The sequence below is a fragment of the Brachybacterium tyrofermentans genome, assembly GCF_039526165.1.
Lineage (GTDB): Bacteria > Actinomycetota > Actinomycetes > Actinomycetales > Dermabacteraceae > Brachybacterium > Brachybacterium tyrofermentans.
Genome location: NZ_BAAAIR010000034.1, coordinates 107364 through 121150, shown reverse-complemented (window position 1 = coordinate 121150; position 13787 = coordinate 107364). Strand labels below are relative to the sequence as shown.

At 72.0% G+C, this 13787-nt stretch carries 12 protein-coding genes and 1 tRNA gene; 8 read left to right on the top strand and 5 right to left on the bottom strand.

Annotated elements, in window-relative coordinates:
* Positions 1-3: 3 nt before the first annotated feature.
* On the bottom strand, positions 4-2055 hold the full coding sequence (locus ABD093_RS08190) for a hypothetical protein (protein WP_319021608.1): 2052 nt from the start codon (positions 2053-2055) through the stop codon (positions 4-6).
* A 180-nt stretch (positions 2056-2235) separates the two neighbouring features.
* On the opposite strand from ABD093_RS08190, the gene ABD093_RS08185 reads away from it, so the two are divergent.
* The 4 genes from ABD093_RS08185 to pheA all read left to right on the top strand — a co-directional run bounded on the left by ABD093_RS08185 (position 2236) and on the right by pheA (position 4927).
* A complete protein-coding gene (locus tag ABD093_RS08185; protein ID WP_193118097.1) occupies positions 2236-2643 on the top strand; it encodes a GntR family transcriptional regulator in 408 nt (135 codons plus the stop codon).
* A gap of 13 nt (positions 2644-2656) precedes the next feature.
* Entirely contained in the window at positions 2657-3196 is a 540-nt protein-coding gene (locus ABD093_RS08180; RefSeq protein ID WP_193118096.1) for a GNAT family N-acetyltransferase, read from the top strand.
* Positions 3197-3278: 82 nt separating this feature from the next.
* The gene (locus tag ABD093_RS08175) at positions 3279-3869 is read left to right on the top strand and encodes a GNAT family N-acetyltransferase (RefSeq protein WP_226850436.1); all 591 of its coding nucleotides are present in this window, start codon (positions 3279-3281) and stop codon (positions 3867-3869) included.
* Between the two features lie 77 nt (positions 3870-3946).
* Entirely contained in the window at positions 3947-4927 is a 981-nt protein-coding gene (gene pheA, locus ABD093_RS08170; RefSeq protein ID WP_193118095.1) for a prephenate dehydratase, read from the top strand.
* Between the two features lie 6 nt (positions 4928-4933).
* Here the strand turns inward: pheA and ABD093_RS08165 are convergent, their stop codons facing one another.
* Positions 4934-6148 (bottom strand): diacylglycerol/lipid kinase family protein, encoded by a 1215-nt coding sequence (locus ABD093_RS08165; RefSeq protein WP_193118094.1) that lies wholly within the window; start codon positions 6146-6148, stop codon positions 4934-4936.
* 63 nt (positions 6149-6211) lie between these two features.
* Here ABD093_RS08165 and serS point away from each other — a divergent pair, with 63 nt between their 5' ends.
* Complete coding sequence (gene serS, locus ABD093_RS08160; protein WP_193118093.1) at positions 6212-7474, top strand: serine--tRNA ligase; 1263 nt, start codon at positions 6212-6214, stop codon at positions 7472-7474.
* A 103-nt stretch (positions 7475-7577) separates the two neighbouring features.
* Positions 7578-8444, top strand: a complete 867-nt coding sequence (locus ABD093_RS08155) for an HAD family hydrolase (RefSeq protein WP_343923618.1) — start codon at positions 7578-7580, stop codon at positions 8442-8444.
* A 52-nt stretch (positions 8445-8496) separates the two neighbouring features.
* Here the strand turns inward: ABD093_RS08155 and ABD093_RS08150 are convergent, their stop codons facing one another.
* Together ABD093_RS08150 and ABD093_RS08145 are read right to left on the bottom strand one after the other, a co-directional pair.
* On the bottom strand, positions 8497-9444 hold the full coding sequence (locus ABD093_RS08150) for an NAD(P)H-quinone oxidoreductase (RefSeq protein ID WP_193118091.1): 948 nt from the start codon (positions 9442-9444) through the stop codon (positions 8497-8499).
* A gap of 2 nt (positions 9445-9446) precedes the next feature.
* Complete coding sequence (locus ABD093_RS08145; RefSeq protein ID WP_343923616.1) at positions 9447-10424, bottom strand: MDR family oxidoreductase; 978 nt, start codon at positions 10422-10424, stop codon at positions 9447-9449.
* 77 nt (positions 10425-10501) lie between these two features.
* Between ABD093_RS08145 and ABD093_RS08140 the strand changes: the two genes are divergently transcribed.
* Positions 10502-10589, top strand: a tRNA-Ser gene (locus ABD093_RS08140).
* Between the two features lie 138 nt (positions 10590-10727).
* Here the strand turns inward: ABD093_RS08140 and ABD093_RS08135 are convergent.
* A complete protein-coding gene (locus ABD093_RS08135) occupies positions 10728-11681 on the bottom strand; it encodes an SDR family NAD(P)-dependent oxidoreductase (RefSeq protein ID WP_343923614.1) in 954 nt (317 codons plus the stop codon).
* A gap of 143 nt (positions 11682-11824) precedes the next feature.
* Between ABD093_RS08135 and ptsP the strand changes: the two genes are divergently transcribed.
* Positions 11825-13543: a phosphoenolpyruvate--protein phosphotransferase gene (ptsP, locus tag ABD093_RS08130; RefSeq protein ID WP_343923612.1), complete on the top strand. Its 1719-nt coding sequence runs from the start codon at positions 11825-11827 to the stop codon at positions 13541-13543.
* Positions 13544-13787 lie beyond the last annotated feature (244 nt).

Here is a 13787-nt window from a genome sequence, read left to right as displayed (position 1 = left end):
TGCCTACTGCGGGTCCGCGGAGCCCGTCGGCCGGGGCGCGGGCAGCGCGACCGGCAGGAAGGCGAACCAGATCCCGAAGACCGCGGCGACCAGCACCGGCCCGGTGTCGTTGACCGCATACCCCAGCCAGGTGCCGGCCACGAGGGCGACCCGCACCCGGTAGGCCGCAGGGTGCGCGGCGTCGAGCGCCACCAGCCGCGTGAGACGGAACCGGCGCGGGGCGAGCACGGCGATCGAGGCGAGCACAGCCAGCAGCATGATGAGTGCGAGCGCCCAGTAGCCGGTGGTCATCGCGATGTTCTGCGCGAGCTTGCGCGTGATCACGGAGAGCAGCTCGCCGCTCAGGAGCTCGTCGATGAACCGCCCCAGGTGGGTGCGGTCCTCGGGCGGACGCAGCCAGTCCAGGAAGGACACCCCGAGCACGGCGACGGCGCCGCCCGCGAGGAGCGCCAGGATGTGCCAGGCCTTCGGCCGGATCCCCGAGACGAGCAGGGCGAGCAGCCCGAAGGTGGGGATGGTGGCGAGCATCGAGCCGAAGTCAGCGCCCATGGACGGCGCCACGCACACGACCGCCACGCAGGCGCCCACCAGGAGTGTCCACACCACTCGGGCGCGAGGGGTGCGCAGCACGGTGAACAGGCACAGCAGCGCCATCATCGCCCCGGCGAACACCATGCCGTACAGGTGGTTGGAGAGCCCGTAGAAGCGGCCGCCGGAGATCGGCTGGGCACCGAGCGGGGAGCCCAGCTGGAACCGTGAGCCGAGCGCGGACTCGCCGAGGATCACGGCGGTGATCAGGGCGGAGGAGACCCCGAGCGGTCCGAAGCGATGGCGGCGCCACGGGCCGCCGAGCACGATCACGGAGAGCACCGCGCAGCCGCCCCAGACCACAGCGGTCAGTGCCAGGGTGTCGTGCTCCCCGCGCCACCAGGGCACGACGGATGCGCACAGTCCGACGGGGAGGGCGAGCGGGGCGATGGCCGCGAGGGCGCGGCCCACGGCGGCGAGCCGCCGGCGCCGTGCGAAGGCAGGCACGAGGCAGATCACGAGGCCGATCACGCCGAGCGCGAGCCAGGATCCCAGAGCCGGGACGGTCGCGGAGTCGACGATCGCGGCGGCCTGCGAACGGTCCAGGGCGAGCTGCTGGGGGTCGTCGTGGTCCGTGCCGCGGAACGGCTGACCGGGGATCAGGCCGTCGGCTGCGACGTCATAGGAGGCGAGGACCGTGGCGACCACGTCGGTCATCATCACGACGCCGTTCTGCTTGGTGGCACCGCTGGTCAGCGCCTGGCCGGGGAACGCGGAGTCCAGCGCGACCTGCAGGCCCACGGTGCGGGAGGCGACCGCACCGGTGCGCTCCATCTCGTCCGGGTTCGCCGGGTCGGTCGCAGCGACGGAGACCAGGAGCGTGCGGGGCAGGTCGGCGGACTCGCAGCCGCCGGCGGCGTCCAGCACTCCGCCGACCCTCTCGTCGAGGTCCGAGAGCGCCTGCTCGCGGCCCGGATCGTCGTGGTCGGGCACGGAGCCGAGGTCGACCTGCACGATGTCCTCGCCGGCGAGGGCGTCGGCGGTCTGTGCAGCGATCTGGTCCGGGTCCGACGGCCCGGATCCCGCCAGCTCGGGGTCGGCCTCCGCCGAGGCGTCGATCTCCGTGGTGTGGACGGGCAGCTGCTTCCACTGGTCCACCGGGGGGTTCGGGATCCCGGCCGAGCGGGGTGCCTTCTCGGCGAGGCCGCGGTAGCCGGTGTGCAGCGTCTCCAGGCCCTGGCGCTCCGTGGAGACCACGGAGGTCGAGGTGGTGTTCATCGCCCCTGCTCCGGAGCGATCCGCGAGGCACTGGATGTTCGGTGTCCGCTCGGCGGAGATGTCCTCCCAGCTCAGACCTGCGGTGGTCAGGACCAGGCGCACCGGGGCGTCTGCCTCCTGCGGGCCGTCGGCCTGCGCGGCGGGAGCGAGGCCCAGCACGAGCGCGCTCAGCATCAGGGTGAGCAGCACTGCCGGCAGCGCACGGAGCCGGCGGGCAGGGGAGGAGGAGACAGGCAGGTGGGGAAGCACAGGACGATGCTACGGGGCGCACCGCAGGCTCCCGGGCGTCTGCGCAGGGCCTCCACGCTTCTCCCACGGATTCCACGGGCCCCGCCGGCGCCCTGGCCGCGGCGCGCGCCGGGCGAGCGGTGCCGCACAAGAGGTGCTATGCAGCGCAGAGGAGGTCCGGGGACCCATATCGTGGACCCCATGAACACCCCGACTCCTCCCTATGAGCAGGTCCGTCGCGAGATCGTCGAGCAGGTCCGCTCCGGCGAGATCGCCCCGGGCGACAAGCTCCCCGCCATCCGCGTGCTCGCCGGCGATCTCGGCCTCGCCGCCGGCACCGTGGCCCGCGCCTACAAGCTCCTCGAGGAGGCGCAGATCATCGTGACCCGGCGCGGCGCGGGCACCACCGTGGCGCCAGGAGCCGTGGCTGCCAGCGAGAGATCCGCCGCGGCGACCGACAGGGAATCCGGGGGCGTCGCCGACCCGGACCTCGTCGCACTGTTCTCCGGACCCGTCGCCGACGCCCGTGCCAAGGGCCACGGTGACGTCGAGATCATGGCGTCGGTGCGGGCGGCGCTGGCGGGACAGGCCCCCGCGACCACCGCATGAAGCGACTGAGTCGATGATCCGACTCCGAGCACTCGACCCCCAGGATGCCGATGCCTTGCTGCTCGGTCAGGACGACGCGCTGGCGCGGGAGATCAGCGGAGGCCGGTGGGACCGCGCGGCGCTCGTTGCCTTCCTGGACCGCTGTTCACGGTGGAGCAGCGACGGTCCGATCCGTGAGTACGCCGCGGTAGACGGGATGGCCTCGGGCGGGGACGAGCACCAGGACGGGGACGGGGTCGGAGGCGGGCGTCTGCTCGGCGGCGGCGGTCTGAACCGCCTGGCGCCAGGAGTCCAGCGGGGCCACGCCGCGATGACCTACTGGGTGCTCCCAGCTCATCGGGGGAAGGGTCTGGGGCAGGAGATCGCGTCAGCGCTCGTCGACTGCGCCCGCGGAGACCAACGGATCTCGCAGCTCGTGCTGTTCATCGCGCCGCACAACGATCCCTCCCGAGCCGTGGCCCGCAATATCGGCGCGGCTCCCACCGGCACTCCCGAGCGGCACCCTGCCGATCCGGCGCGGGTCGTAGACCGCTGGGTGCTCGACCTGCGCTGAGCCCGACCCTGATCTCCGGGAATCTGCATCTCCGCGTCGGGCCACAGCAATCCGTGCTCCGCCAGCCTGGCATCCTGGGCCGATGAGTCCTGCACTCCGCCTGGTCCCGCCGTCCGTCTCCCGCCACGCGGCCTTCGTGGACTGCCTCGCCGACTTCGCCGGGACGGCGATGGACGGCTCGAGCATCTTCGACCCCGGCATCCCGCCGGTGGGCGACGGAGAGTTCATCGACTTCGTGACCGCGCGCCTGGCCGAGGAGGATCCGAGCACCGAGCTCGAAGAGCCCTGGGTGCACTGCACCAGCCGCTGGATCATCGCGGCCGACGGGTCGAGCGACGGCTCATGTGGAGTTGACGATCCGGGAGCCGAGATCCTCGGCTTCATCGTGATCCGCCACCGCCTGACCACCTACCTCTTCGATCAGGGCGGGCACATCGGGTACTCAGTGCGGCCATCCGCCCGGAGGCAGGGGATCGCCTCCGCGGCCCTCGAGCTCGGCCTGGCCGAGGCGCGGGGGCTCGGCATCAGCCCTGTCCTGGTCACCTGCGATGAAGACAATGTCGCCTCCCGCCGCACGATCGAGAAGGCCGGCGGGCAGTACGAGAACAGTGTTGAGGGGAAACGGCGCTATTGGATCGATGACGGGACCAGGCCGGCACGCCCCTCGTCCTGATCGCCAGTGCGCAAAGAGGCCGGTCCGTCCTGGGCCGCGCGGCGGAACTGCGCCCGTGAGCAGTAGTGTTGGCTCCCATGCGGTACGGATACCTCGGCCCCGAGACCACCTTCACCCACCAGGCGCTCCTGCAGGCGCTGGCGGTCATGCCCCGCGAGGTCACCGACACGGTGGAGCAGGTGCCCTTCACCGCCGTCGCGACCGCGACCACCGACCTGCTCGCCGGGGACATCGATGCGCTGATCGCGCCGATCGAGAACTCCGTCGAGGGCGGGGTCTCCGGCACGCTGGACGTGCTCGCCGCCACGGACTCCATCACCATCGTCGCCGAGCAGATCGTGCAGGTGACCTTCGTGCTCGCCGCCCGCGAGGAGACAGCGCTGACGGACCTCCGCGTCGTCTCCTCCCACCCGCACGCCCAGGCTCAGGTCCAGGGCTGGCTGCGCGGCCACGTCCCCTCGGCGAACGTCGCCACCGCCTCATCGACCGCCGCGGCCGCCCGCGACCTCGCCGCGATGAGCCCCGAGGAGGCCCGCGGCCGCGCCGCCGTCTGCTCGCCCCTCGCTGCCGAGCACTTCGGCCTCACGGTGCTCGCCGAGCAGATCGAGGACAACGCCGGCGCGCAGACCCGCTTCGTGCTCGTCACCCGCGAGGGCCGCATCCCCGCCCGCACCGGGGCGGACAAGACCACGCTCGTCGTCCAGCTGCCCCACAACCGCTCCGGCGCCCTGCTCGAGACCCTCGAGATGTTCAGCGCCAACGGCGTGAACCTCTCCCGCATCGAGTCGCGCCCCATCGGCGACTTCCTGGGCCGGTACTCCTTCTCGATCGACGTCGAGGGGCACATCGAGGACCGTCGCGTCGCCGCCTCCCTGCGGGCGCTGCACCGGATCTGCCCCGTCGTGCACTACCTCGGCTCCTACCCGCGCATCGACGGGATCAGCTCCGAGACGCGCGAGGAGTTCGCCGACGACACCTACGACGAGGCCCACGCCTGGATCGAGTCGCTGACCGGCATGGTCACCCCGCCCTCGACGGGGTCACCGAGCACGGACTGACGGCCCTCAGGGCTGGTCCAGATCCGTTCCCGCGGGAACGCGCAGGCGCAGCACGCCCGGGTCGATCCGGGCGATCAGATGGGTCGCCTCAGTGTCGGTGTCGCCGTCGAGCTGCACGGGCTGGGCCTTCGTGGTCGCGACCCGCACCTCGGTGGCCTGGTAGCGGTTCATCGTGGACAGGCGCGTGGTCTCTGCGAGCTTGCCCTTCGGGACCAGCTTCGGGTTCACGACCTCCGTGACCACCTGGCTGAAGCCGGCGGCGCCCTTCCACCCGGCGACCACGATCTCGAGGCGGCCGTTGTCCGCTGTGGCCTCCGGCATCAGCACGAAGCCGCCGGGAAGTCTGCCCACGTTGCCCAGCAGCACGGTGCGCGCCTTGTGGGCCTGGCGGGTGCCGTCGGGGAAGTCCAGCATGACGTCGACCGAGCGGCCGAGGATCGTGCGCACCCCGCCGACCACATAGGCGATCCACCCGAGGCGCTTCTTCAGGGTGTCGTCGGTGTGGCCGATCATCTCGGCGTCCGCCCCGAAGCCGGCGATGACCAGGAAGATCTGCTCAGCGGATGCGGCCGCCTCGGAGACGGAGCCGCCGCTGCGCAGCCAGCCCACGTCGATCTGTCGGTCCTCGCCGCTCAGCGCCGCGGTCATCGCCGCGGTGGGATCCTCCAGGGGGATGTCGAGGTTGCGGGCCAGCAGGTTGCCGGTCCCGGCGGGGATGATCGCCATCCGGGTGTCGGTGCCGGCGAGCACGGAGGACACCAGGCGCACGGTCCCGTCGCCGCCGGCGGCGACCACCAGATCGGCGCCCTCCTGGAGAGCACGACGGGTCTGGCCGCGGCCCGGATCCTCCACCGTCGTCTCGTAGAACTCGACGTCAGCGCCCCCGAGGTTCTCGACGACCTCGCGCACGCGGGTGCGGAACATCTCGGCGTCGTCGAACTTCGAGGGGTTCAGGACCACCGCGACCCGGTGGATGCTGTCAGCGGGCGAGTCGTCGTGGGGGTCCGCGTCGGCCCTGGCAGCACTGTCGACGTCGGCGGACGTACCGTCCCCGGCCGCGCCGGCTCCCGCACGTGCGCCCGAGCCCTCCGTCGCGGCCCGCAGCGCGGCGATCTCGCGACGGTGGCGCCCCAGGTGCCGCAGCACCACGACGAGCAGCACGACGGCGACGACGGTGACCACGATCGAGGCGATGCTGAGGTAGAGCAAGGTCTGGTCCATGGTCACAGAGTACTGACGGCGAGGGCCGGAGAGCACAGGCCCCTGCGCGGGTACCCTGGTGCAATGATCGATCTGCGGCTCCTGCGAGAGAATCCCGATGCCGTCCGCGATGCCCAGAAGGCGCGCCGACGAGACCCTGCCACCGTCGACGCCGTCCTGGCGGCCGATTCCCGCTGGCGCGAGGCGACCGGGTCCTTCGAATCCGCGCGCGCCGAGCAGAAGGCCTTCGGCAAGAAGGTCGCCCAGACCACGGGCGAGGAGAAGCAGGCACTGCTGGCCGAGGTCAAGCAGCTCGCGGCCGACGTCAAGCGCCTCGAGGCGGAGGCCGGAGAGGCCATCGCCGCCCGTGACAGCGCCCTGCGCGCCATCCCCAACCTCGCCGAGGGCGCCCCCGAGGGCCTCGAGGAGGACTTCGCCCTCCGCGAGACCGTCGGCGAGAACCCCCGTTTCGACCACCCGGTCAAGGATCACCTGGAGATCGCCGAGGGTCTGCGGGCGATCGACATGGCCCGCGGCGCGAAGGTCTCCGGCTCACGCTTCTACTTCCTGCGCGGCGTCGGCGCCCAGCTCGAGCTCGCGATCCTGAACTCCGCGATCGACCAGGCCACGAACGCCGGCTTCACCCCGATGATCACCCCCACCCTGGTGCTCCCGGAGTCGATGGAGGGCACGGGCTTCCTCGGCGAGCACGCCGACGAGGTCTACCACCTCGACAAGGACGACGACCTCTACCTCGTCGGCACCAGCGAGGTGGCCCTGGCCAGCTATCACAAGGACGAGATCCTCGACCTGTCCGGCGGCCCGATCCGCTACGCCGGCTGGAGCGCCTGCTACCGCCGCGAGGCCGGCAGCTACGGCAAGGACACCCGCGGCATCATCCGCGTCCACCAGTTCCACAAGGTCGAGATGTTCAGCTACTGCCGCATCGAGGACTCCTACGCGGAGCACGAGCGCCTGCTGGACCTCGAGCGGGAGATGATGGCGCGCATCGACGTGCCCTACCGCATCATCGACACCGCCGCCGGTGACCTGGGCACCTCCGCCGCCCGCAAGTTCGACTGCGAGGCGTGGATGCCCAGCCAGAACACCTACCGCGAGCTCACCTCCACCTCGAACACCACCCAGTTCCAGGCTCGGCGGCTGAACATCCGTGAGCGCACCGACGACGGGCTGCGCCCGGTCGCGACGCTCAACGGAACCCTCGGCACCACGCGCTTCATCGCCGCGATCCTCGAGAACCACCAGCAGCCCGACGGTTCTGTCGTGGTCCCCGAGGGCCTGCGCCCCTACCTCGGCGGGCGCGAGACCTTCGAGGTCGTGGCCTGACATGCCCAGCCTGTCCGGACGCGGAGCCCTGCGACGCCTGCGTGATGCTGTCCGTCACCGCCGGTTCACCCGGGTGTCAGACGGCGCTGAGACACTCGGGGGCATGGATGCTGCCACGGCGATCACCGACCGCGATGCCACCCGGACCCGTCTGAAGGAGCATCTCGGTGCCCTGCCCGGCGAGCGACTGCTGATCGGGCTCGACGTCGACGGCACGCTCGTGGACCACGACGGCGTCATGTCCCCGCCGATGCGCCGTGTGCTGCAGCGCGCCGCCGCGGAGCACACCGTCGTCATCTCGACCGGCCGCTCCCTCGGGGCGACGCTCCCGATCGTCGAGGCCGCGGGGATCACCCGCGGGTACGCGGTCTGCTCCAACGGGGCGGTCACCCTGGAGCTGGATCCGGCGGCCGACGGCGGGTACCGCATCATCGACACCCGTGCGTTCCGGCCCGGCCACGCCCTGCGCACCCTGCGCGCGGTCGCACCCGACGCGCACTACGCGGTCGAGATGGTCGACGGCTCCTTCCAGGCCACCACCGGCTTCCAGGACGCCAGCTTCGGCGTGCAGGCCCAGGAGAAGCCGCTGGAGGACCTCCTCGAGCTCGAGGCCGTGCGCGTGGTGGTGCACGTGCCGGACCTCAGCCCGGAGGAGTTCAGCAAGGTCATCGCCGAATCCGGTGTGCACGGCGTGGAGTACTCGATCGGCTGGACGGCCTGGCTCGACATGGCCGCCCCCGGCGTCTCCAAGGCCACCGCCCTGGAGACGGTGCGCGCGGATCTGGGCATCGAGCCGGCGCACACCGTGGCCGTCGGCGACGGCTTCAACGACACCGAGATGCTCCAGTGGGCCGGCGTCGGCGTGGCCATGGGCCAGGCGCCCCAGGGCGTGAAGGACGTGGCGGACACCGTCACGGACTCCGTCTACGAGGACGGCACCGTGCTGGTGCTGGAGACCCTGCTGGGCTGAGCGGGCTGCAGGGCTGATCAGACTGCTGGGTCGAGCCCTCAGCCCTCAGCCCTCAGTCTTCGGGCGAAGCGATCTCGAGGACGACCTTGCCGAGATGGCCGCCCTCGCGGAGCACCGTGTGGGCGTCGGCGGCCCGCTCGAAGGGGAAGCGGGCGTGGATCGGGATCCGCAGGGAGCCGTCCGTGAGCAGCGGCCAGGCCAGGGCCTGGGTGGCCTCGAGGATCTCGCGCTTGGCCTCGGTGCGGCGGGAGCGCAGCGTGGTGCCGATGACGCGGCCGCGCTTGCCCATGAGCAGGCCGATCGGCAGCTCGCCGCTCGCCCCGCCGAGGGTGCCGATGATGACCAGGCGCCCGTGCTCGTGGAGCATCCCGACGTTGTCCGCGAGCGTGGGCCCGCCCACGACATCGAGGATGACGTCGGCCCCGCCGGTCTCGCGCACCGCCTCGAGCAGATCGGTGGTGTGGCGGTTCCAGGACATGTCGGCGCCCAGACCGCGGGTGGTGGCGATCGCCTCGTCGGAGCCGACGGTGGTGAGCACGCGGGCACCGAGGTGCCGTGCCAGCTGGATCGCGACGGTGCCGATGCCTCCGGTGCCGCCGTGGATCAGCACGGTCTCGCCCTCGACGAGTCCGGCCTCGAGCACGAGGTTTGAGACCACGGTCGCGCACACCTCGACCACGCCGGCGGCGTCGACCAGGTCCATCCCCTCGGGGACGGGGAGCAGCTGCCCCTCGGGCACGGCGACGACCTCGGCGTAGCCACCGCCGGCCAGCAGCGCCACCACGGCCTCACCGGTGTCACGGCGGTGGCCGGAGACCTCGAGCCCCGGCAGCTCCGACGCATCCGGCGGCGGGGGATACATGCCGGCGACCTGGGCGAGGTCCGCACGGTTCACCCCGGCGGCGATGACGTCGACCAGCACCTCGCCGGGCGCCGTGACGGGTTCGGGGAGATCGACCAGCTCGAGCTGGTGATCCTCGGTGATGGAGAGCGCGCGCATGGTCACTGGGTCACATCCACGATCGTGCGGCCACGGGTCTCGCCGGCCAGGATCAGCGGGGCGAACGCGATCGCCTCCGACAGGCCGATGCCGGTGGTCAGCGAATCGAGCAGGTCGAGGTCCAGCTCCCGGGTGAGGGCCTCCCAGGCGCGCTCGCGCAGCGTGAGCGGGGCCTCCACCGAGTTCACGCCCGCCAGGGTCACGCCGCGCAGGATGAACGGCAGCACGGTGGTCGGGAGGTCCGTGCCCTGGGCGAGCCCGTAGGCCGCGACCGTGCCGCCCCAGGCGGTCTGGGCGAGGACGTTCGCGAGCGTGGTGCTGCCCAGGCCGTCGATCGCTCCTGCCCAGCGCTGCGACTGCATCGGCTTGCCGGGCTCCTCGGAGAGCTCGGAGCGGTGGATGACATCGGCCGCGCCGAGATCACGCAGGTACTCCCCGTTCTCCTCATCCCGTCCGGAGGACGCCACCACGCGGTGGCCGCGACCGGCGAGCAGCGCGACCGCGATCGAGCCGACTCCGCCGGAGGCGCCGGTGACAAGCACATCGCCGCTGCCGGGCTCGATCCCGGTGTCCTCGAGCCGCAGCACCGAGAGCATCGCGGTGAACCCGGCGGTGCCGATCGCCGCGGCGCGGTCGGGAGAGATCTCCGCCGGGAGGCGCACCAGCGCGTCGGGTCGCACCCGGGCTCGGGTCGCGAAGCCGCCGTGGAGGGACTCGCCGATGCCGTCGCCGTTGAGGATCACGAGGTCGCCGGCCGAATACTGCTCGGTTTCCGAGGCGGTCACCCGCCCCACCACGTCGATGCCGGGGATCAGCGGGAAGGAACGGGCGATGCCCTTGCCAGCGACCGCCATCGCGTCCTTGTAGTTGTAGCTCGAGAAGAGCACGTCCAGCTCCACGGGCCCGGTGAGCAGGGACTCCTCGGCATCCTCCATGAAGCGGGCGTCGGAGTCCTTCGAGTCGATCAGTACGGCGCGCATGCGGGGTGAACCTCTCCCTCGGGTGCAGATCCCGCCACCCTAGTCCCGGTACACTTCTCGAGGGCCTCCGGGCCCGGGGAGGGTTGTCAGAGCGGCCGAATGAGTTGGTCTTGAAAACCAATGTGCAGCGACCCTGTACCGCGGGTTCGAATCCCGCACCCTCCGCTGATCGACGACCGGCCCCGGGCATCTCGTGCAGATGCTCCGGGGCCGGTCGTGGTCCGAGGGCCGCCGGCGGCAGGTCGTGGTCCGAGGGCCGCCGGCGGCAGGTCGCGGTCCGAGGAATGCCGACAGCAGGCCGGCTCACGGTTGGGCGTGTGCGCTCCGGAGCCCGGGAGACAGGCCCACCTCGGCGCGAGCCCAGGTCGTGACCTCGCGGGCCAGGTCGCGGTCCAGGGCCGCGGCCGAACGCCGCAGGAACGTCGGCCGGCCCCGCAGCGCGCCTCGCCCGTCCGGACCGATGTAGGAACCCGGCGGCAGCGGCTGGGTGGCGGCGAACAGGACTGAGGCGGCGCCGCGCTGCGCCGACATCGCGATCGGCCGGGTGACCTCGGTGACCAGTCGGTCCAGCCGTGCGGACCCGGTCGCGTTCTGCAGGTTGGTGAGCACCCAGCCCGGATGCACGAGCTGCAGGTCCACGCCTGAGCCAGCCGTTCCTGAGCCCTCCGCCCGGAGCCGGTCGGCGAGATCCCGTCCCCACAGCATCGTCGTGAGCTTCGAGCGTCCGTATCCGGCGCGCAGCGACCAGCCGCCGCGTCGGAAGTGCGGATCATCCAGGTCGATCGACCCGAAGGTGTGCGCATCGGAGGCGACCACCACCACCCGCTCCCGCACCAGCGGCAGCAGCGTCTCGGTCAGGAGCAGGGGAGCGAGGGCGTTCACCCCCAGCATCCGCTCGGAGCCGTCAGCGGTCTCCTCGCGACGCCGGGTGACGGCCCCGGCGACATGGATCAGCAGGCCGATCCCGCTCGGGCCGACGAGACGCTCGATCTCCTCGGCACCCGTGCGCACCGCCGACAGATCGGCGAGATCCAGAGACGTCAGGCGCACGGCTCCTCGTCGGCCGGTCTCCCGAATGATCCGCTGCGCGACCACCTCGCCCTTGGCGCGCGTGCGCACCGGCAGCACGAGGTCAGCGCCCCAGTGGGCCAGCTGCAGCGCCGCCTCCCGGCCCAGTCCGTCGCTGGCGCCCGTCATGACGACGGTGCGACCGGTGAGATCGGGCTCGGGCAGGTGCTCCCATTCCATGACGTTCATCGCGTCATCGTAGGGACGCCGGCTGGACGGGCGCCGGGCCCCGCACTCCGGAGGGCACGACACTCCGCGTAGCATGGAGGGGTCGCCTGGCAGGCCGTCCGGCTCCTGCGGCGCAGCCCCCGGATCCGCAAGGAGAATCAGCGATGGCCCAGTACACAGGTGTTGCAGTCAGCCCCGGCCGCGTAGTCGGCACGATCCGCACCATGGCGCCGCCGGTCGCCGAGCCGCCCGTGACCGAGAAGCTGCCCGAGGGTGCCGATCCCGCCGTCGAGGCCGAGCGCATCCCGGCCGCGGCCGCCGCCGTGCAGGCCGCGCTGGTCCGCCTGGCCGAGCGCGCCAGCGGGGACGGGAAGAAGATCCTCGAGGCCACCGCGCAGATGGCCGCAGACCCCTCGCTCACGCAGACCGCGCAGGGCTTCGTGCTCTCCGGCGGCAAGTCTCCGGCCCGCGCCGTGTGGGAGGCTGGAGACCAGGTCGCCACGATGCTCGAGGGCCTCGGCGGCTACATGGCCGAGCGAGCCACCGACGTGCGTGACGTGCGCGCCCGCATCGTCGCCGAGCTGCGCGGTGAGCAGGCCCCCGGGATCCCCGGCCTCGAGGAGCCCTTCATCCTCACCGCTATCGACCTCGCCCCGGCGGATACCGCCACTCTCGACCCGCAGCGCGTGATCGCCCTGGTCACGTCAGACGGCGGCCCCCAGTCGCACACCGCGATCCTGGCCCGTCAGCTGGGCCTGCCCGCGATCGTCGCCGCCAAGAGCATCCATGAGTTCGCCGACGGCACCGAGGTGTTCGTCGACGCCGGCCTGGGCACCATCACCGACGAGGTCACCGAGGAGCATCACCGTTTCGCCGAAGCCTGGACCGAGCTGCAGAAGAATCCCCTGACCTATGAGGGCGGCGGCGGTGTGCTGGAGGATGGCACCCGCGTGCAGCTGCTGGCCAACATCGGCAACGCGGCCGACGCCGAGAAGGCCGCCGCTGCGAACGCCGACGGCGTGGGCCTGTTCCGCACCGAGTTCCTGTTCCTGGACCGCGAGGACGAGCCGTCCGTCGAGGAGCAGACGGCCGCCTACTCCGCCGCCTTCGCGCACATGGCCGGCAAGAAGGTCGTGGTGCGCACGATCGACGCCGGAGCCGACAAGCCGCTGCCCTTCCTCACCGATGCCGACGAGCCCAACCCGGCGCTCGGCGTGCGCGCCTACCGCACCTCCTGGGAGAAGCGCTCGGTGCTGACCAACCAGCTCGACGCGATCGCCGCCGCCGCGAAGCAGTCCGAGGCCACGCCCTGGGTGATGGCCCCGATGATCTCGACGGTCACCGAGACCGAGGACTTCGCAGCGCTGTGCCGCGAGCGGGGCCTGGAGCCCGCCGGGATCATGGTCGAGACGCCCTCGGCCGCGATCACCGCGGACCGTCAGCTGGCCGTCTGCGACTTCGCGTCCATCGGCACCAACGACCTCACCCAGTACACGATGGCCGCGGACCGTCAGCTGGGCTCGCTGGCCCACCTCAACAACCCGTGGCAGCCGGCCGTGCTCGCGCTGGTGAGGGCCACCTGCGCCGGCGCCCGCGTCGCCGGGGGCGACCCCGAGGCGTTCGGCGAGAAGGCCAACAAGCCCGTCGGCGTGTGCGGCGAGGCCGCCGGCGACCCGGGCCTCGCGGTCGTGCTCGTGGGCCTCGGCGTGAACAGCCTGTCGATGACCCCGCGCTCGCTGCCGGCCGTCGCCAAGGTGCTCTCGACCGTGACGCTCGAGCAGGCCAAGGAGCTCGCCGCGAAGGCCGTCGCCGCCCGCACCGCGGAGGACGCCAACCACGTCGTGCGCGCCGGCCTGCCGATCCTCGGCCAGCTGGGCCTCTGAGCGCCTGACCCCGGAGACGCGCGGGTGCCTCTCGCGCGTGCTCGCCGAATCCCCGAGAGCATGTCCGTAGCGGCACGGTCTCGGGGATTCGGTGCTTCCATAGTGGCCCGACTCGCGTCGACACGGCCCCGGAGCGCCGAAACCCTCGATATACACCATCCACGGTGCATATCGAGGGTTTCGACGAGCCAGACCGGTGTGGCGGCCGCGGTGCGGGCGTCATCGGGCGGACTGTGGCCGGGGC

Coding starts and splice junctions, on each gene's coding strand:
- ABD093_RS08185 (WP_193118097.1), top strand. CDS start 2,236: ATGAACACCCCGACTCCTCCCTATGAGCAGGTCCGTCGCGAGATCGTC.
- ABD093_RS08180 (WP_193118096.1), top strand. CDS start 2,657: ATGATCCGACTCCGAGCACTCGACCCCCAGGATGCCGATGCCTTGCTG.
- ABD093_RS08175 (WP_226850436.1), top strand. CDS start 3,279: ATGAGTCCTGCACTCCGCCTGGTCCCGCCGTCCGTCTCCCGCCACGCG.
- pheA (WP_193118095.1), top strand. CDS start 3,947: ATGCGGTACGGATACCTCGGCCCCGAGACCACCTTCACCCACCAGGCG.
- ABD093_RS08165 (WP_193118094.1), bottom strand. CDS start 6,148: ATGGACCAGACCTTGCTCTACCTCAGCATCGCCTCGATCGTGGTCACC.
- serS (WP_193118093.1), top strand. CDS start 6,212: ATGATCGATCTGCGGCTCCTGCGAGAGAATCCCGATGCCGTCCGCGAT.
- ABD093_RS08155 (WP_343923618.1), top strand. CDS start 7,578: ATGGATGCTGCCACGGCGATCACCGACCGCGATGCCACCCGGACCCGT.
- ABD093_RS08150 (WP_193118091.1), bottom strand. CDS start 9,444: ATGCGCGCGCTCTCCATCACCGAGGATCACCAGCTCGAGCTGGTCGAT.
- ABD093_RS08145 (WP_343923616.1), bottom strand. CDS start 10,424: ATGCGCGCCGTACTGATCGACTCGAAGGACTCCGACGCCCGCTTCATG.
- ABD093_RS08135 (WP_343923614.1), bottom strand. CDS start 11,681: ATGAACGTCATGGAATGGGAGCACCTGCCCGAGCCCGATCTCACCGGT.
- ptsP (WP_343923612.1), top strand. CDS start 11,825: ATGGCCCAGTACACAGGTGTTGCAGTCAGCCCCGGCCGCGTAGTCGGC.